This window comes from Mesorhizobium sp. M7A.T.Ca.US.000.02.2.1, assembly GCF_003996995.1.
GTDB lineage: Bacteria > Pseudomonadota > Alphaproteobacteria > Rhizobiales > Rhizobiaceae > Mesorhizobium.
Window position 1 is genome coordinate 1 of sequence record NZ_RZTT01000006.1, and the last position, 16,003, is coordinate 16,003.

The 16,003-nt window shown below is 63.5% G+C and carries 18 protein-coding genes and 1 pseudogene; 10 read left to right on the forward strand and 9 right to left on the reverse strand.

Features of this window, described 5'->3' with window-relative positions; genetic code table 11:
* The 4 genes from ccmA to EOD15_RS01305 form a co-directional block, all read left to right on the forward strand.
* Positions 1 to 555: heme ABC exporter ATP-binding protein CcmA (gene ccmA, locus EOD15_RS01290; RefSeq protein WP_127408242.1), on the forward strand; the 555-nt coding region annotated here is incomplete at its 5' end.
* Between the two features lie 25 nt (positions 556 to 580).
* A complete protein-coding gene (gene ccmB, locus EOD15_RS01295; RefSeq protein ID WP_127320939.1) occupies positions 581 to 1,246 on the forward strand; it encodes a heme exporter protein CcmB in 666 nt (221 codons plus the stop codon).
* Positions 1,247 to 1,370: 124 nt separating this feature from the next.
* Positions 1,371 to 1,538 carry a heme exporter protein CcmD gene (gene ccmD / locus EOD15_RS01300; protein ID WP_127268184.1) on the forward strand — a complete coding sequence of 56 codons (168 nt, stop codon included), beginning with the start codon at positions 1,371 to 1,373 and terminating at the stop codon, positions 1,536 to 1,538.
* Entirely contained in the window at positions 1,535 to 2,113 is a 579-nt protein-coding gene (locus tag EOD15_RS01305; RefSeq protein ID WP_127320938.1) for a DsbE family thiol:disulfide interchange protein, read from the forward strand. The genes ccmD and EOD15_RS01305 overlap by 4 nt, the downstream gene beginning before the upstream one ends.
* 157 nt (positions 2,114 to 2,270) lie before the next feature.
* Here the strand turns inward: EOD15_RS01305 and EOD15_RS01310 are convergent, their stop codons facing one another.
* Entirely contained in the window at positions 2,271 to 2,438 is a 168-nt protein-coding gene (locus tag EOD15_RS01310; RefSeq protein WP_013528833.1) for a hypothetical protein, read from the reverse strand.
* A gap of 262 nt (positions 2,439 to 2,700) precedes the next feature.
* Between EOD15_RS01310 and EOD15_RS01315 the strand changes: the two genes are divergently transcribed.
* Complete coding sequence (locus tag EOD15_RS01315; RefSeq protein WP_127320937.1) at positions 2,701 to 3,621, forward strand: SMP-30/gluconolactonase/LRE family protein; 921 nt, start codon at positions 2,701 to 2,703, stop codon at positions 3,619 to 3,621.
* Between the two features lie 91 nt (positions 3,622 to 3,712).
* Complete coding sequence (locus EOD15_RS01320) at positions 3,713 to 3,919, forward strand: 4-oxalocrotonate tautomerase family protein (protein WP_023811297.1); 207 nt, start codon at positions 3,713 to 3,715, stop codon at positions 3,917 to 3,919.
* Positions 3,920 to 3,944: 25 nt separating this feature from the next.
* Here EOD15_RS01320 and EOD15_RS01325 read toward each other — a convergent pair whose 3' ends face one another.
* The 8 genes and pseudogenes from EOD15_RS01325 to EOD15_RS01360 all read right to left on the reverse strand — a co-directional run bounded on the left by EOD15_RS01325 (position 3,945) and on the right by EOD15_RS01360 (position 11,340).
* Positions 3,945 to 4,475 carry an NADPH-dependent FMN reductase gene (locus tag EOD15_RS01325; protein WP_127320936.1) on the reverse strand — a complete coding sequence of 177 codons (531 nt, stop codon included), beginning with the start codon at positions 4,473 to 4,475 and terminating at the stop codon, positions 3,945 to 3,947.
* A gap of 39 nt (positions 4,476 to 4,514) precedes the next feature.
* Entirely contained in the window at positions 4,515 to 5,135 is a 621-nt protein-coding gene (locus EOD15_RS01330) for a pyridoxamine 5'-phosphate oxidase family protein (protein WP_127320935.1), read from the reverse strand.
* Between the two features lie 95 nt (positions 5,136 to 5,230).
* Positions 5,231 to 5,905, reverse strand: a complete 675-nt coding sequence (locus EOD15_RS01335) for a septation protein A (protein WP_127268190.1) — start codon at positions 5,903 to 5,905, stop codon at positions 5,231 to 5,233.
* Positions 5,906 to 5,966: 61 nt separating this feature from the next.
* The gene (ftsY, locus tag EOD15_RS01340; RefSeq protein WP_127382335.1) at positions 5,967 to 7,856 is read right to left on the reverse strand and encodes a signal recognition particle-docking protein FtsY; all 1,890 of its coding nucleotides are present in this window, start codon (positions 7,854 to 7,856) and stop codon (positions 5,967 to 5,969) included.
* Positions 7,857 to 7,867: 11 nt separating this feature from the next.
* A complete protein-coding gene (gene mtaB, locus EOD15_RS01345; RefSeq protein ID WP_127268400.1) occupies positions 7,868 to 9,181 on the reverse strand; it encodes a tRNA (N(6)-L-threonylcarbamoyladenosine(37)-C(2))-methylthiotransferase MtaB in 1,314 nt (437 codons plus the stop codon).
* Positions 9,181 to 10,065: a diaminopimelate epimerase gene (gene dapF / locus EOD15_RS01350; protein WP_127320581.1), complete on the reverse strand. Its 885-nt coding sequence runs from the start codon at positions 10,063 to 10,065 to the stop codon at positions 9,181 to 9,183. The genes mtaB and dapF overlap by 1 nt, the downstream gene beginning before the upstream one ends.
* Before the next feature lie 95 nt (positions 10,066 to 10,160).
* A pseudogene (locus EOD15_RS01355) lies at positions 10,161 to 10,256 on the reverse strand (DUF1328 domain-containing protein); the annotation flags it as partial.
* Positions 10,257 to 10,350: 94 nt separating this feature from the next.
* A complete protein-coding gene (locus EOD15_RS01360; protein ID WP_127320579.1) occupies positions 10,351 to 11,340 on the reverse strand; it encodes an MBL fold metallo-hydrolase in 990 nt (329 codons plus the stop codon).
* 263 nt (positions 11,341 to 11,603) lie between these two features.
* Between EOD15_RS01360 and EOD15_RS01365 the strand changes: the two genes are divergently transcribed.
* From EOD15_RS01365 to sucC, 4 genes are all read left to right on the forward strand, one after another.
* Positions 11,604 to 12,143: a protease inhibitor Inh/omp19 family protein gene (locus EOD15_RS01365; protein WP_127320577.1), complete on the forward strand. Its 540-nt coding sequence runs from the start codon at positions 11,604 to 11,606 to the stop codon at positions 12,141 to 12,143.
* Positions 12,144 to 12,196: 53 nt separating this feature from the next.
* Positions 12,197 to 13,396 (forward strand): cell division protein ZapE, encoded by a 1,200-nt coding sequence (gene zapE / locus EOD15_RS01370; protein WP_127408243.1) that lies wholly within the window; start codon positions 12,197 to 12,199, stop codon positions 13,394 to 13,396.
* A 394-nt stretch (positions 13,397 to 13,790) separates the two neighbouring features.
* The gene (gene mdh, locus EOD15_RS01375) at positions 13,791 to 14,759 is read left to right on the forward strand and encodes a malate dehydrogenase (protein WP_013528846.1); all 969 of its coding nucleotides are present in this window, start codon (positions 13,791 to 13,793) and stop codon (positions 14,757 to 14,759) included.
* A 46-nt stretch (positions 14,760 to 14,805) separates the two neighbouring features.
* Entirely contained in the window at positions 14,806 to 15,999 is a 1,194-nt protein-coding gene (gene sucC, locus EOD15_RS01380) for an ADP-forming succinate--CoA ligase subunit beta (RefSeq protein WP_127320574.1), read from the forward strand.
* Positions 16,000 to 16,003 lie beyond the last annotated feature (4 nt).

The following is a 16,003-nucleotide window of genomic DNA, read 5'->3' on the forward strand; positions in this document are numbered from 1 at the left end:
GTTCTGGAGGAGCGTCAGGCGCTCATCGTCACCGGGCCGAACGGATCGGGCAAGTCGACCTTGCTGCGTGTCATCGCCGGGCTGCTGCCGGTGGCGCAAGGCAACGTGAGGATCGAGGGTACCATGAAGATTGAAGACGGGGACGAAGCGTTTCCGTCTGTTGCCTCGGCCTGTCACTACCTTGGCCACCAGAACGCAATGAAGCCGGCGCTCAGCGTGGCGGAGAATTTGCGCTTCTGGCGCGACTTCAACGGCGACGGACAGCTCGGCGTCGAAGAGGCGCTGGAAACGGTCGGGCTCGGCGGCATCGGCCACCTGCCGTTCGGCTATCTATCGACCGGGCAACGGCGCCGGGCGGCGATCGCCAAGCTTCTGGTCAGCCACCGGCCATTGTGGTTGCTGGATGAGCCGACAGCAGGGCTGGACAAGGCGTCGGAGGCGCGGTTCGCGGGGTTGATGGCCAAGCATTGCACGGATGGCGGGATGATTGTCGCGGCGACGCATCTGCCGCTGGGGATCGAGGGGATGGAGTTGAGGATGGGGGAAACGGGTTGATGATGGCGCGCGAGCATCTCATACCATGCTAGCGCTCTTCGCCCGCGACATCCGCCTCAACATCCGTGCCGGCGGCGGGGCGCTGACCGGGGTCATCTTCTTCCTCACCGTCATCGCCACCATCCCGTTCGGAGTAGGGCCAGACCTGAAGCTGCTGGCCCGCATCGGACCGGCCATCCTGTGGATCGGCGCGCTGCTGTCCTGCCTGCTCGGGCTCGACCGGTTGTTCCAGGCCGATCGCGAGGACGGCTCGCTCGATCTCCTGGTGCTCGGCAATGATCGCCATATGCTGGCCGTGACGGTGCTGGTGAAATGCCTGGCGCATTGGGCGGGGAGCGTGCTGCCGCTGGTCATCGCGGCTCCTTTGCTCGGCCTGTTCATGAACATGGAGCCGCTAGGCATCGGCGCCACGGCGCTGACGCTGCTGGTCGGGACGCCGGCGATCACCTTCATCGGCGCCGCCGGTGCTGCGGTGGCAGTGGCGCTGCCGCGTGGCGGGCTGCTGATCTCGGTACTGGTGCTGCCGCTGACCATTCCGGTGCTGATCTTCGGTGTTTCGGCGAGCTATGGGGCGACCGCCAATCCCGATCCGTTTCTGCAGCCCTTCCTCATTCTTGCCGCGCTGACCCTGTTTCTTGGCGTGCTGGGCCCGGTCTCGGCGGCGCTGGCGTTGCGGCATGGAACGGATTGACGCGGCGTATGACTGCGGCGCGGCGACCGATTGCGAAGCCGACGGAGCGAGGCTAAGGGAAAGGCATGTCTAGACTGGGCGACATGATCGGCTTGGAAGCCCCCACTTCAGCGAGGCCCGTCGCATGAGCGCGCATGCACTCTACGTGACCGCCGCCTATGGCATTACGGCCGTGGTGCTGGCCGGATTGATCGGCTGGATCCTGCTCGACCAGCGGGCGCGCAAGCGCGAACTCGCCGAACTGGAGGCATCCGGCGTGCGGCGGCGCTCCGACAAGGCGGCAAAGCCATGAGCACCGAAACGGAAACGCCGCCCCCACGCACTCGTCGCCTGTTCGTGCTGTTGCCGCTGCTGATCTTCCTCGGCCTGGCCGGACTGTTCCTGTCGCAGCTGCTGTCGGGGCGCGATGCTTCGGAAGTGCCATCGGCCCTGATCGGCCTGCCGGCGCCGCAAACCAGCCTGCCGGCGCTGGAGGGGTCCAACCTGCCGGGGCTCGATTCGAAAACCTTCGCCGGCAAGGTCACATTGGTCAACGTCTTCGCGTCGTGGTGCGCGCCATGCCGCGAAGAGCACCCGGTGCTTCTGGCGCTGTCGCAGGATAAGCGTTTCACCATGGCGGCGCTGAACTACAAGGACCGGCCGGAAAATGCACGCCGGTTCCTCGGCGATCTCGGCAATCCGTTCCAGGCGATAGGGGTCGACGAAGCGGGCCGCGCGGCGATCGACTGGGGCGTCTACGGCGTGCCGGAGACCTTCGTCATCGGCAAGGACGGCAAGATCGCCTACAAGCATGTCGGCCCGCTGACGCCCGAGACGGCGAGGGATCTCTTGCTGCCACAGATCGACAAGGCGCTGGCGGCACGTTGATATTCAGGTGATGCCGGCCTGCAAACGGCGGCTTCCTGCGCTTCCGGTGCTCACGTACTTAAGTACGCTCCGCTCCGGTTCTCGGAAACCACCGTTTTCGTCTCGGCCTGACCTGAATCTCAACGCACCTTGGCGGTGCGTCTTATCGGACTCGAGATCAGCCGTAGATCTGCTTGTGGATCTGGTAGAGCATTTCCGAGCGATCGGCGCGCATGTCGGCCAGATCGCGGCTGGAAAAGCTGTCGATTTCGGCGACAAGGCGGTTGTAGTGCTTGCGCTTGGCAATGCTGTTGCGAGCGCGGGTCATGAGACTGTCGAGGATCATAGCAAGGTTCCTTTTTTGGCGCCGCGTTTCGGCGGCGGTTTCTTCCTCCCTTGATCGATACGAAGCATGACATAGTAATGGTGCATTGCAAAAAGAAGATGTTGCAATGCACCATTGCGCTGGACGCATAGCCGGTTAATACGGCGCTAACGTCATGCGCAGAGCCGGCAAGCGATCTTTTGCATGACACTGTGCGTACCCACATTGCCTTCTGTCCCTCCGGCTGGCTTGATCCGGGTGTCATTGATGCCGGGAGGAAAGCATGGCGGCCGCAGACTATTATGAAATTCTCGATCCGCGCTTCGCGCGCCTGTTCAACGGCAACGCGCAGGTCGAGAAGCTGTTCACCGGATGCCAGTGGGCGGAGGGGCCGGCCTGGTTCGCCGCCGGCCGCTATGTCATCTGGTCCGACATCCCCAACAACCGCATGCTGCGCTATGACGAGACCGACGGCAATGTCAGCGTCTTCCGCCAGCCGTCCGGCAATTCGAACGGCAACAGCGTCGACCGGCAGGGCCGGCTGATCACCTGCGAGCATTCGGGCCGCCGTGTCAGCCGCACCGAGTTCGACGGCTCGGTCACCACGATCGCGTCCAAATGGAAGGGCAAGCGGCTGAATTCGCCCAACGACGCGGTGGTGAAATCCGACGGCTCGATCTGGTTCACCGATCCGAGCTACGGCATCGATACGGATTATGAGGGCGACAGGGCCGAGAGCGAAATCGGCGCCTGCCATGTCTACCGGGTCGATCCCGGCACCGGCGAGGTCGAAGCCGTCATCACCGACATGGTCCGGCCCAACGGCCTGGCTTTCTCGCTCGACGAGAGCAAGCTTTATGTCGTCGATACCGGCCGCACGCATGGCGCACAGAATCCGGCACATATGCGGGTGTTCAATGTCGGCAAGGGCGGCAAGAAGGTTTCGGGCGAGAAAATCTTTGCCGACTGCACGGCCGGCCTGTTCGACGGCTTCAGGCTCGACGAGGACGGCCGCATCTGGACGAGTGCCGCCGACGGCATCCATTGCTACGATCCGGACGGCACGCTGATCGGCAAGGTCAAGGTGCCGGAAGTCACCGCCAACTGCGTGTTCGGCGGCAACAAGCTGAATTGCCTCTATATCGCCGGCACCACGTCGCTCTACATGGTGCGGCTGATGGTCAACGGCGCCAAGACATACTGAGACTGGAGCACTGGCTGAGACTGGAGCACTGGCGGCCGTTCGACGGTTTCATCGAAGCGGGTCGCGAGCACGAACATCCCGGGAGGACAAAATGCCATTCGTCAACATCCGCATCGTCAAGGAAGTGATATCAGCCGATCCGGCAGGCAAGAAGGCGGACATCGCTAAAAAGGTGACGGCGGCCATCATGGACGCCACCGGGCTGAGCAACGACGATGTCTGGGTGGTTTTTGAAGAGGTCAACGCGCGCGATTGGTACGTTGGGAAGACTGATGTGGAGACGCTGCGAAAGGGCTAGCTCGAAGGTCTGGGGTGGCCGCCGCTCAACGCGAGCGGATAAACTCCGCGAAGGCATTCAGCGCATCATGCATCGCCTGCCGGTTCCCCGGCTCGTCGAGGATGCCCGCCACCTCCGGTGGCTTCTTGCCGAGCAGGGCAATCTCCAGCACGGCGTCGCAAAGTGCGAACGACATGGTGCGCATGATCTCGGCCAGTGCGGCGCGGGCGAACAGCGAGCGCGGCGAGGCGTGTGCCAGCATGGCGGGCTTGGCGACAGCGGCATCGCGCGAGACCAGCCAGTCGAGCGCGTTCTTCAGCCCGCCCGGCACGCCATGGGCATATTCCGGACAGGAAACGATCAGGCCGTCGGCTCGGCTGACGGCATCGATCAGCTTGGAGGCTTCGAGCGGTGTCCGCTCGCCTTCATCGTCGGGATTGAAGATCGGTAGACGGCCGAGCCCGTCACGGATGGTGACGCGGCAGCCGGACGGCGCTTCGCGCGCCAGTGCGGCGATCAGCGCCGAATTTGTGGAGGCCGCGCGCAGGCTGCCGGAAATGGCAAGGATGTTCAGCAAGGTATGGAATCGGTCCAGACGCGAATCGCGTTCGGAAACCTACCACATCGTCTTCCTGTATTCCTCGTCGAGCCAGCGATCGGTCGCCTCGGCGGAATCGGCAACCGCCAGCTGATCGCGCATGATCTGGCCGAGCGTCGGCAGCGTCGCGCGGTCGTACCAGGTTTCCGGCTTCCACAAATCCGAGCGCATGAAGGCTTTTGCGCAGTGCATATAGGCGGCCTTGACGCTGACCACGACGACGCTTTGCGGCTCCCTGCCGTCGACGGCGAGCCGTTCGCGCAAATTTGCGTCGACGGTGATGCGGGCATCGCCGTTGACGCGCAGCGTCTCGTTCATGCCGGGAATGAGGAAGAGCAGCCCGACCGAGGGATTGAGGAGGATGTTCTCCAGCGTGTCGAGCCGGTTGTTGCCGGGCCGGTCGGGAATGGCGATGGTGGTGTCGTCGAGAACGGTGGCAAAGCCCGGCTTATCGCCCTTTGGCGTCACGTCGGCGTTGCCGGCACCGTCGGACGAGCCTATCAGCACGAACGGGCTCTTGCCGATGAAGGAGCGGCAATGGCCGTCAAGTTTTTTCAGCTCCTTGCGGATAGAACCGTCGGTCGGCCGTGGCGTCTTGTAGATCGTCCTCAACTGGTCGTGCGTGGTGATGAATTCCATGTCCCTCTCCCCAGAACGGTTCATTGTCTCACGAACGCAGAACCGCTGTTTCCCTTTGTTTTGACGCAGCTCCGGACACTTTTCCTGGAGTTGCTCTATTTCCCGGCCTTCTCCTCTTTGCCGGCCTTGTCCTCGAGTGAATGACGCAGGATCAGCGGCATCTGGCTGAAGGTGAACAGAAGCGTGATCGGCATGATGCCCCAGACCTTGAAAGTAACCCAGGCGTCGGTGGAAAAATTGCGCCACACCACCTCATTGACGATGGCCAGGAACAGGAAGAACAGGCCCCAGCGGAAGGTCAGTTTCCGCCAGCCATCTGCGTCGAGGCTGAAGGCTGAATCGAAGACATAGCCAAGCAGCGACTTGCCGAAGTAGAGGCCGCCGAGCAGCACGCCGCCGAACAGCGTGTTGACGATGGTCGGCTTCATCTTGATGAAGATGTCGTCCTGCAGATAGAGCGTCAGCGCGCCGAAGATGAAGACGACGACGCCCGACACCATCGGCATGATTGGCAAGGTGCGGGTGAGCAGCCACGAGGCAATCAGCGCGATTGCCGTGGCGGCCATGAACAGCCCGGTGGCGACGAAGATCGGCCCGCCGAACTCGGCCAGAACAGGGAATTTCTGCACCAGCCATCCGCTGCGCGCATTGGCGAAGAAGAACACCATCAACGGCCCAAGCTCCAGCACCAGCTTGAGCAGCGGATTGACGCCTTCCTTCTTCTGCTTCTGCGGGTCCGACGGATCGCGTTCGAGAATGGGTGGGTTCATGGAATCTCTTTCTTGCGCATGATCTGATCCAATAAGTCTGCGACTTTTTGGGACATGCTTGTTAAGCTACTCCAGCGATCGCCCTGGCGAATTCGCTTGCCGAGAAAGGTTCGAGGTCGTCGACCTGTTCGCCGACGCCAATGAAATAGACCGGCAATTTGTGCTTTGCCGCGATCGCCACCAGAATACCGCCGCGTGCCGTGCCGTCCAGCTTGGTCATCACCAGGCCGTTGACGCCGGCGATATTGCGGAAGATCTCGACCTGGTTGAGCGCGTTCTGGCCGGTGGTGGCGTCGACCGTCTGCAGCACGGTGTGCGGTGCTTCCGGATCGAGCTTGCCCAGCACGCGAACGATCTTTTCGAGCTCGGCCATCAGTTCGGTCTTGTTCTGCAGGCGGCCGGCGGTGTCGATGATCAGCACGTCGGAACCGGCCTCCTTGGCCTTCTCGAAGGCGTCATAGGCGAGCCCCGCGGCATCGGCGCCGATCTTGGAGGCGATGACCGGCGATTTCGTCCGCTCGCCCCAGATCTTCAGCTGCTCGATCGCAGCGGCGCGGAACGTGTCGCCGGCGGCGAGCATCACCGACAGGCCGCCATCGGTGAGCTTGGCGGCGAGCTTGCCGATCGTGGTGGTCTTGCCGGTGCCATTGACGCCGACCACCAGGATGACATGCGGTTTGTGGGAGAGGTCGAGCTCCAGCGGCATGGCGACGTGGGTCAACACCTTTTCCACCTCGGCCGCCATGATGGCGCGGACCTCGGTGTCGGAGACGTCCTTGCCGTAGCGGCTGGCGGCCAGCGCGTCGGTAACGCGCAAGGCCGTCTCCATGCCGAGATCGGCACGGATCAGCACATCCTCAAGGTCCTGCAAAGTCTCTTCGTCCAGCTTGCGCTTGGTGAAGACGCCGGCAATGTTGCCGGTGAGCTCCTTGGAGGAGCGGGCAAGCCCGTCCTTCATGCGCTGGAACCAGGAGCGCCTCGGTGCCGGTTCGGGCGCCTTCCGCGGCTCGGCCTTCTGCTGGACCTTTTTGGTGACGGTCACCTTGCCGGGCGCGGCTTTCGGCTCCGGCGCGGGTTGTGGAAGAGACTGCGGCTCGGGCGCGATTTCCGCAATGACCGGCTGCGATTCGATCGGCGCAGGCTCGCGAATGGGAGGTGCGATTTCGGCGGCGGGCGCTTCGGCCACGAGAGCAGCCGGCATGGCTTCCACGGGTGGCGCCGAATCTTTCGCAAGTTCGTGCTGCCCCTCACCCCGTGAAGGACGGGGAGAGGGGGGCGTCAGCGTTGAGGCTTCGTCTTCGATGTTTGCGAGAGGAGACGCAGCTTCACCGCTAGCCCCCTTCTCCCCGTCTCTATACGGGGAGAAGGTGCCGGCAGGCGGATGAGGGGCGGTGCCGGCCTCTGAAGACGGCTGAAGAGGGGACGGCGCCGGTGTCGGCACCTCGATCGGCGCTGGTGTTTCTGCCGGAACCTCGACAGGCGTCGGCACTTCGACCGGGGCCGGCTCCGGCTGCTTTTCCGGCCGCGACGGGACGATCTCCGGCTCGGCCGGCGCCGGAGCAGGGACTTCTTGCGGCTGCGGTTCGGGAGCAGGCTCCGGAACGGCGGGAGGTGTTGGTATCTCCTCGGGCGCCGGCGGCTCGGCTGGCGTCTCGGGCGCCGGTTCTTCTTCCGGCTCGGGCTCCGGCAGAGGCTCCGGCTCGGGCGCCGGTTCCTCGACAGGCGCCGGTTCCGGCGCAGGAATTACCTCCGGCTCGACCGTCGGCGTCGTTTCTGCCTCCGGCCGCGGCTCTTCGCGCTTCAAGAACTCCGGAACGACCTGTTCGGCCGCCGGCTTCAGCGCATCGAGTGCTTCCCATTTGATCGGCGGCAGCGGGGCGGTCTCGTCGATCCGCTCCTCGACAACCTCTTTCTTGCCGAACGAAAATATCTTCTTGAAAAAACCAGCCATGCTTTGCGTTCTCAGGCGGCGCGGGCGGCAAGGGGCGCCGCGATCAGCCTGCTACCATCGTGGCCTGATATCTCAGCCTCGACGATCTCACCCGGTGCGCCCGTGCCGAGTGCGGCAAGCGTAAAACCCTCGGTGCGGCCAAGGCCGTCGCGCTCGATCAGGATCGACTGGCGCGTTCCGGTGAGCGACGACAGATGCCTGAAATAGGCAGCTTCACCGGCGGCACGCAGCCGGGCGGCGCGCTGCTTGACGACCTCGCGGCGGAGCTGCGGCATGCGCGCGGCGGGCGTGCCTTCGCGTGGGCTGAAGGGGAAGACGTGGAGATGGGTCAGGCCACACTCCTCGACAATTTTTTCCGAGTTCTCGAACATTTCGTCGGTCTCGGTCGGGAAGCCGGCGATGATGTCGGCGCCAAAGACGATACCGGGGCGCAGCTTGCGCACATCCTCGCAGAAGCGGATCGACTGATCGCGTAGGTGCCTTCGCTTCATCCGCTTCAGGATCATGTCGTCGCCCGATTGCAGCGACAGATGCAGATGCGGCATCAGCCTGGGCTCGGTGGCGATGGCATCGAGCAAATCGTCGTCAGCTTCGATCGAATCGATCGACGACAGCCGCAGCCGCTTCACGTCGGGCACCTGTTTCAGGATTGTTTTCACCAGTTTGCCGAGCTTCGGCGCCCCCGGCAGATCGGCGCCGAATGATGTCATGTCGACGCCGGTCAGCACGATCTCGGCATAGCCGTTGCCGGCGAGCCGCTTGACCTGCTCGACCACGGCGCCCATCGGCACCGAGCGCGAATTGCCGCGGCCGTAGGGAATGATGCAGAAGGTGCAGCGGTGGTCGCAGCCGTTCTGCACCTGGACGAAGGCGCGCGCCCGGCCCTCGATGGCGTCGACCATGTGGCCTGCGGTCTCACGCACCGAAAAGATATCGTTGACGCGCGCCTTCTCGGTGTCGTTGACGCCGAAATCCGGCAGCGCGCGATAGGAATTGGCGTTCAGCTTCTCTTCATTGCCAAGCACGAGATCGACCTCGTCCATGGCGGCGAATTTTTCAGGCTCGGTCTGCGCGGCGCAGCCGGTGACGATGATGCGTGCCCGTGGGTTGTCGCGGCGGGCCTTGCGGATCGCCTGCTTGGCCTGGCGCACTGCTTCGCCTGTCACGGCGCAGGTGTTGAAGATCAAAGCGCCGCCTTCCAGCGCGCCCAGACCGGCACTTTCGGCCTCGCGCCGCATCACCTGCGATTCATAGGTGTTGAGCCGGCAGCCGAAGGTGACGACATCGATGCCCTTGGACACCGGGCTCTTGGGCAGAGCGGACATCAGGCCGCGCTTTCGGTGTCGCGGGCCCATGTCCCGTTCGACGGGTCGAAGCTGCCGGAAAATTCCCATTCGGCGGCGCCGGTCAGCACCACATGGTCATCGTCGCGCCATTCGACATGCAGCGTACCGCCGCCTGGCGTCAACAGACCGACGCTGCGGCCGGTCCGGTTGGTGCGGGCCGCGGCCACCACGGCCGCGCAGGCGGCCGAGCCGCAGGCCTTGGTCAGTCCGGCGCCGCGCTCCCAGGTGCGGATGATCATGGTTTCGGGCGAAGTAACCTGAGCGATGGTGATGTTGGCGCGCTCGGGGAACATCGGATGGTTCTCGAGCAGCGGGCCGAAGCGGTCGAGCTCATAGGACCAGACGTCATTGTCGACCCAGAAGATGGCGTGCGGATTGCCCATCGAGACGACCGAGGGGGAATGCAGCACCGGCGCGTCGATCGGGCCGATCTGCAGCTCGATCATGCGGGTGTCGCGGAATTCCTCGGCCAGCGGGATATCCTGCCAGCCGAAGCGTGGCGTGCCCATATCGACCGAGATCGAGCCGTCGGCATGTTCGCGCGCATTGAGGATGCCCGCCACGGTTTCGAAGGTGAAGATCTTCTGGCCGGTCTCGGCGGCGAGCGCCTGGACGACGCAGCGCATGCCATTGCCGCAGGCCTGCGCGCCAGTTCCGTCGGAATTCAATATGTCGATGAAAAAGGCGGTGCCCGGCGTCCTTGCGTCGTGGATCGCCATGATCTGGTCGAAGCTGGTCGCGGCATCGGCGTTCAGCGCAATCGCCGCCGCCCCCGTCACTCGATCGGCACGGCCGCGCATATCGGCAACGATGATCTCGTTGCCGATGCCGTTCATCTTGGCGAAAGGGGCAGTGCTGGCCATTGCTCCGGAAATTCCGTGTCCGTTTGGCGCTATATGGCGGAAACGGGCAGGAATTACCAGTGCGCAGCCGCTTGGTCACGGCGAAAGCGCCGGACTCACGTGACGGCGAAAATGCCCAGCACCACCAGCAGGAAGATGATCAGAACGATGCCGATAAGGATGCGCGCGCCGGTGGCGGCAGCACCTGCCAGCGTCGCTATGTGCTCCGGTACATTCCAGACCTCGCCCGGCCGCAAGGCGCGAAAGCGCTCGAGCGGGATGCCATCGCCATGCTCAAATGGATCATCATCCTCCTGATCGTCGCCGCGGCGGCGAGCCTGCTCGGCATGCCTGATCGTCAAGCGCCTCGGTCAATTTGCGCGCCGGCTCGTCGATCGGCTCGTCAGTGAGCTGGAAAGTTCCCCAATGACAGCCGGCGGCATGGGCGGCATTGCACAGCGTCATGCCTTGCACCGCTTCCCAGGGGTTCTGGTGCTGCGGCGCCATGAACCAGCGCGGTTCATAGGCGCCGATCGGCAGGATGGCGAAGCGGAAACCGCCATGTTTGTCGGCCATCCGCCGGTAGTTGATGCCATTGTGAAAGCCGGTATCGCCGGCGAAATAGAGCTTGCTGTCAGGTGTTTCGACGACGAAGCCGGCCCAAAGCGCCATGCGCCGGTCGCGGGCGCCACGCGCCGACCAGTGATGCACCGGCTCGACATGGACGGCGGCGCCATCGCCGATCTCGACCCTGTCGCCCCAGTCATGCGCCGACAGTCGCATGCCGGGCACGGCGGCTTCGATGATGGCGTCGTTGCCGAGCGGAGTGAGCACCAGCGGGTCGTGGCCGGCCTTCAGCCGCTTCAACGTGGCGAGGTCGAGATGGTCATAGTGGTTGTGGCTGACCAGCACGAGGTCGATCGGCGGCAGGTCGGCAAAGGCGATGCCTGGCGCATTGATGCGTTTTGGTCCGGCGAAGGAAAGCGGCGACGCGCGCAGCGACCACACCGGATCGGTAAGAATGTTCAGACCGGCCGTCTGGACCAGCAAGGTGGAATGACCAACCATGGTCACTTCCAGCGCGGCGCCCTCGACCCGAGCCGTCGGTTTCGCCTGCGGAAAGGGGCTTGCATCGCTCGCCGGCCATTTCGAGCGCTGGCCATTCAACTGCCATTTCAGCAGGTCGGCGAAACGGCCGGGTGGCTGGCCGTCGGGATTGAAGAACAATGCGCCGTCGAAATGGTCGCTGGGCGGGCCGCTGTAATAGCGATTGGCGGCAGTCTTTCTCGCGGCCAATTTGCGGCTCCAGCAGGGTTTCGTTTTCCAGACATAGGCGCTAAGGCGGTTCGCGCAAGCGTCCACCGACGAAGTGTTGACCGGAATTCCCGAGCGATGCGCGACAAACGGTCAGCCGTCGCGATTGCGATAAATTTTGCAACAATTCTTGCTGCAAACTGTATTTTAACCATATCGGGTTGAAATTTCGCCACCTTCTCCATCTTGGTGGGGGTGAGATTGTGCGGACGGCTTCCCCCCAGCCGGATCCGACGGAGGTTGGAATGACTTTTTCGAAAACCGGTCTGGTGGCCGTATCGCTGGCGGCCCTCGTTGCGAGTGGCTGTTCGACCTCACGTTTTTCCTCGATGGATGACCAGCAGCCGGCACCGCTGGAGGCCGCGCCCGCCGGCAAGGTGACGGCGAACCAACTGCCGCCGCCGGCATCGCCCGGCACCACCGACCCGTCGCAATTCCCGACCGCTCCGGCGAACACGCAGGTCGCCGCGCTGCCTGCGGACGGTTCGGCGCCGGCCGGCGCTTCGGACGTGACCGCCGCCAGCGTCGCCGGTGTCTGGAACGCCAGCGTTGCGGGCCAGAGCTGCAAGGTGGCGACACCGCAGACCAAATTCGGCGCCGGCTTCCGCGCCGGGCCGCTGCACTGCCCGGCACCGATGGACGGCGTCAAGTCGTGGAACGTCGCCGGCAAACAGCTGACGCTCTATGACGAGAGCGGCGGTGCGCTGGCGCGGCTCTATTCCTCGGGCGGATCGAAATTCGACGGCCAGACTTCCAACGGCCAGCCGATTTCGCTTACGAGATAGTTTTTGTTTTACGCAATTCCGGTTCCCGGAATCGCTCCAGAACGACGTGACCGATGCATCTGCGTGACGGCCTCCAGACCCATGCGACCGTCAGACAGCGCTACGACCATCTGGTGGAAACCGGTACGATCGACCGCGATCCGGCGCAGGAACGGATCGTTGCGGCACTCGACCGGCTGACCGATGAGATTTCGGCCAAGCGGCTGGCGCATAAGTCGAGCGCGCTGGGCTGGCTGTTCGCCCGCAAGCGCGAGACGCATGAGGCCGTCAAAGGCCTCTACATCCATGGCGGCGTCGGTCGCGGCAAGACCATGCTGATGGACATGTTCTTCGACTTGCTGCCGGTGCGGCGCAAGCGCCGCGTCCACTTCAACGACTTCATGGCCGACGTGCAGGACCGTATCCAGAAGCACCGGCAGGCGCGCAAGAATGGCGACGTCAGGGAAGACGATCCGATCCCGCCGGTGGCCAAGGCCCTTGCCGAGCAAGCCTGGGTGCTGTGCTTCGACGAGTTCTCGGTCACCGACATTGCCGACGCGATGATCCTGTCCAGGTTGTTTTCGGCGCTGTTTGCCAGCGGCGTGGTGCTGGTCGCCACCTCGAATGTGGCGCCGGAAAACCTCTACAGCGACGGGCTGAACCGCCAGCTTTTCCTGCCCTTCATCGGCATGCTGGAGCGGCACACACAGGTGCTGGCGCTCGATGCCGACAAAGACTACCGGCTGGAAAAGCTCGCCCGGACACCGGTCTATGTCACGCCGGCCGATGCGGCGGCGGACCAGCTACTCGACGAGGCCTGGCAAGCCATGACGCGGGGCGCGCCGACCGCCGAGACATCGATTGCCCTCAAAGGACGGCAGGTGATCGTGCCGCGTGCGGCGGGCGATGCGGCGCGGTTCTCCTTCGCCGATCTCTGCGAGAAGCCGCTTGGCGCGCGCGATTTCCTGGCGATCGCCGGGCGCTTCTCAACCATTTTCATCGACCACGTCCCGGTGCTCGGCGAAGGCAAGCGCAACGAGGCCAAGCGCTTCATCCTTCTGATCGACACGCTCTACGACCATCATGTGCGGCTGGTGATGAGCGCCGAAGCGCCGCCGCAAGCGCTTTATGCAGCCAAGCGCGGCGTCGAAGTCATCGAGTTCGAGCGCAGCGCATCGCGGCTGATCGAGATGCAAAGCCGCGGCTGGCTGGAGGATTGGGCGCAGCGGCAGAAGGTGAAGCCGGCGCCAGATGCAAAGCAGGCGCAGGCCTGAATTTCCAGAGAATCCGTCGGTAGCGATCCTTAGTGTCCCCTCCCTCGGCAGCACAGAGGGGGGCGCTGTCCCGCCGACGTCTACAACTCGAACCTCCTCGGCTACCCGCATCACAAGGGCGTCATCGCCCGCATCCGGCCTTACGATCTCCATCTTCATCGGCTACTTCTTCCCAAGTCGGCTTACAAACTTTGACGTTTACGTAAATCCCAAATGATCTAACCGATTGAAAATGCTGACACCAAAATAATCGTTTGAATTTTTTCTATGCTGGGGCTATTGGGTGCGGCGAAAATTCGCGGTTCCCCGCAGCATTCCGGCCTCTTCTTCGACGCCGCCATCAAGTCACCAGAGATTTGAGACGTCGTCACCGACAAAGGGAAAACATCCTCACATGGCACGCAACAAGATAGCGCTTATCGGCTCTGGCATGATCGGCGGCACGCTCGCTCACATGATCGGCCTCAAGGACCTCGGCGACGTGGTGCTGTTCGATATTGCCGAAGGTATCCCGCAGGGCAAGGGGCTCGATATCGCGCAGTCGTCGCCGGTCGATGGCTTCGACTCCAGGCTCACCGGCATCAACGACTATGCCGGCATCGAAGGGGCCGACGTCTGTATCGTCACCGCCGGCGTGCCGCGCAAGCCGGGCATGAGCCGCGACGACCTTTTGGGCATCAACCTCAAGGTCATGGAACAGGTCGGCGCCGGGCTGAAGAAGTATGCGCCGAAGGCCTTCGTCATCTGCATCACAAACCCGCTCGACGCCATGGTCTGGGCGCTGCAGAAGTTCTCAGGACTGCCCAACAGCCATGTCGTCGGCATGGCCGGCGTGCTCGACAGCGCGCGCTTCCGCTACTTCCTGGCGGAGGAATTCAAGGTCTCGGTCGAGGACGTCACCGCGTTCGTGCTCGGCGGCCACGGCGATTCCATGGTGCCGATGATCCGCTATTCGACGGTATCGGGCATTCCGCTGCCCGATCTCATCAAGATGGGCTGGACCTCGAAGGAAAAGCTCGACCAGATCGTGCAGCGCACCCGCGACGGCGGCGCCGAGATCGTCGGCCTGCTCAAGACCGGTTCGGCCTATTACGCGCCGGCCGCTTCGGCGATCTCGATGGCTGAAGCCTATCTCAAGGACAAGAAGCGCGTGCTGCCCTGCGCGGCGTATCTCTCCGGCCAGTATGGCGTCAAGAACACCTATGTCGGCGTTCCCGTGGTGATCGGCGCCGGTGGCGTCGAACGCATCATCGAGATCGAGCTCAACAAGAGCGAGCAGAAGATGTTCGACTCCTCTGTGGCGACGGTGCAGGGTCTGACCGAGGCCTGCGTCAAGATCGCGCCGCAACTCGCCTCCAAATGAATCTCCAGTAAGTGAACATCCAGCAAGCAACCCGGAGACCATCCAGATGAACATCCATGAGTATCAGGGCAAGGCGCTGCTGAAGTCGTTCGGCGCACCGGTGGCCGAAGGCGTGCCGGTGTTCAAGGCTGATGAAGCGGAAGCCGCCGCCAAGGCGCTGCCGGGCCCGCTCTATGTGGTGAAGAGCCAGATCCATGCCGGCGGCCGCGGCAAGGGCAAATTCACCGAACTCAGCCCGGACGCCAAGGGCGGTGTGCGGTTGGCCAAGTCGGTGGCCGATGTCGTTGCCAACGCCAACGAGATGCTGGGCAACACGCTGGTGACCAAGCAGACCGGCCCGGCCGGCAAGCAGGTCAACCGCCTCTACATCGAGGACGGCGCCGACATCGAACGCGAGCTCTATCTGTCGATCCTGGTCGACCGTTCGGTCGGCCGCATCGCCTTCGTCGTCTCGACCGAAGGCGGCATGGACATCGAAGCGGTCGCCCATGACACGCCCGAAAAGATCATCACCGTGGCCATCGACCCGGAAAAGGGCGTCACATCAGCCGATCTGAAGGCGCTCAACGGTGCGCTCAAGCTCGACGGCGATGCGGCCAAGGACGGCGATACGCTGTTCCCGATCCTCTACAAGGCCTTTGTCGAGAAGGACATGAGCCTGCTCGAAGTCAACCCGCTGATCGTCATGAAGAACGGCCGGCTGCGTGTGCTCGACGCGAAGGTGTCGTTCGACAACAATGCGCTGTTCCGTCACCCCGACGTGCTCGAACTGCGCGACACCACCGAAGAGGACGAGAAGGAAATCGAGGCGTCGAAATACGACCTCGCCTATGTCGCGCTCGACGGCAATATCGGCTGCATGGTCAACGGCGCCGGCCTCGCCATGGCGACGATGGATATCATCAAGCTCTATGGCGCCGAGCCCGCCAACTTCCTTGATGTCGGTGGCGGCGCATCCAAGGAAAAAGTCACGGCGGCGTTCAAGATCATCACCCGGGACCCGGCGGTCAAGGGCATCCTGATCAACATCTTCGGCGGCATCATGAAGTGCGACATCATTGCCGAGGGCGTCATTGCCGCGGTCAAGGAAGTCGGACTGGAAGTGCCGCTGGTGGTGCGTCTGGAAGGCACCAATGCCGAGCTTGGCAAGAAGATCATCAACGACAGCGGTCTCAACGTGGTGTCGGCCGATGATCTCGATGATGCTGCCAAGAAGATCGTGGCGGCGGTGAAGGGCTGAGCGG

What these genes read in the sequence shown, in the direction of transcription:
- mdh (WP_013528846.1), top strand. Translation starts at nt 13,791, where the DNA reads ATGGCACGCAACAAGATAGCGCTTATCGGCTCTGGCATGATCGGCGGC.
- mtaB (WP_127268400.1), bottom strand. Translation starts at nt 9,181, where the DNA reads ATGTCCGCTCTGCCCAAGAGCCCGGTGTCCAAGGGCATCGATGTCGTC.
- ftsY (WP_127382335.1), bottom strand. Translation starts at nt 7,856, where the DNA reads ATGGCTGGTTTTTTCAAGAAGATATTTTCGTTCGGCAAGAAAGAGGTT.
- zapE (WP_127408243.1), top strand. Translation starts at nt 12,197, where the DNA reads ATGCATCTGCGTGACGGCCTCCAGACCCATGCGACCGTCAGACAGCGC.
- EOD15_RS01305 (WP_127320938.1), top strand. Translation starts at nt 1,535, where the DNA reads ATGAGCACCGAAACGGAAACGCCGCCCCCACGCACTCGTCGCCTGTTC.
- dapF (WP_127320581.1), bottom strand. Translation starts at nt 10,065, where the DNA reads ATGGCCAGCACTGCCCCTTTCGCCAAGATGAACGGCATCGGCAACGAG.
- EOD15_RS01365 (WP_127320577.1), top strand. Translation starts at nt 11,604, where the DNA reads ATGACTTTTTCGAAAACCGGTCTGGTGGCCGTATCGCTGGCGGCCCTC.
- EOD15_RS01330 (WP_127320935.1), bottom strand. Translation starts at nt 5,135, where the DNA reads ATGGAATTCATCACCACGCACGACCAGTTGAGGACGATCTACAAGACG.
- EOD15_RS01315 (WP_127320937.1), top strand. Translation starts at nt 2,701, where the DNA reads ATGGCGGCCGCAGACTATTATGAAATTCTCGATCCGCGCTTCGCGCGC.
- EOD15_RS01310 (WP_013528833.1), bottom strand. Translation starts at nt 2,438, where the DNA reads ATGATCCTCGACAGTCTCATGACCCGCGCTCGCAACAGCATTGCCAAG.
- EOD15_RS01320 (WP_023811297.1), top strand. Translation starts at nt 3,713, where the DNA reads ATGCCATTCGTCAACATCCGCATCGTCAAGGAAGTGATATCAGCCGAT.
- sucC (WP_127320574.1), top strand. Translation starts at nt 14,806, where the DNA reads ATGAACATCCATGAGTATCAGGGCAAGGCGCTGCTGAAGTCGTTCGGC.
- ccmD (WP_127268184.1), top strand. Translation starts at nt 1,371, where the DNA reads ATGAGCGCGCATGCACTCTACGTGACCGCCGCCTATGGCATTACGGCC.
- EOD15_RS01335 (WP_127268190.1), bottom strand. Translation starts at nt 5,905, where the DNA reads ATGAACCCACCCATTCTCGAACGCGATCCGTCGGACCCGCAGAAGCAG.
- ccmB (WP_127320939.1), top strand. Translation starts at nt 581, where the DNA reads ATGCTAGCGCTCTTCGCCCGCGACATCCGCCTCAACATCCGTGCCGGC.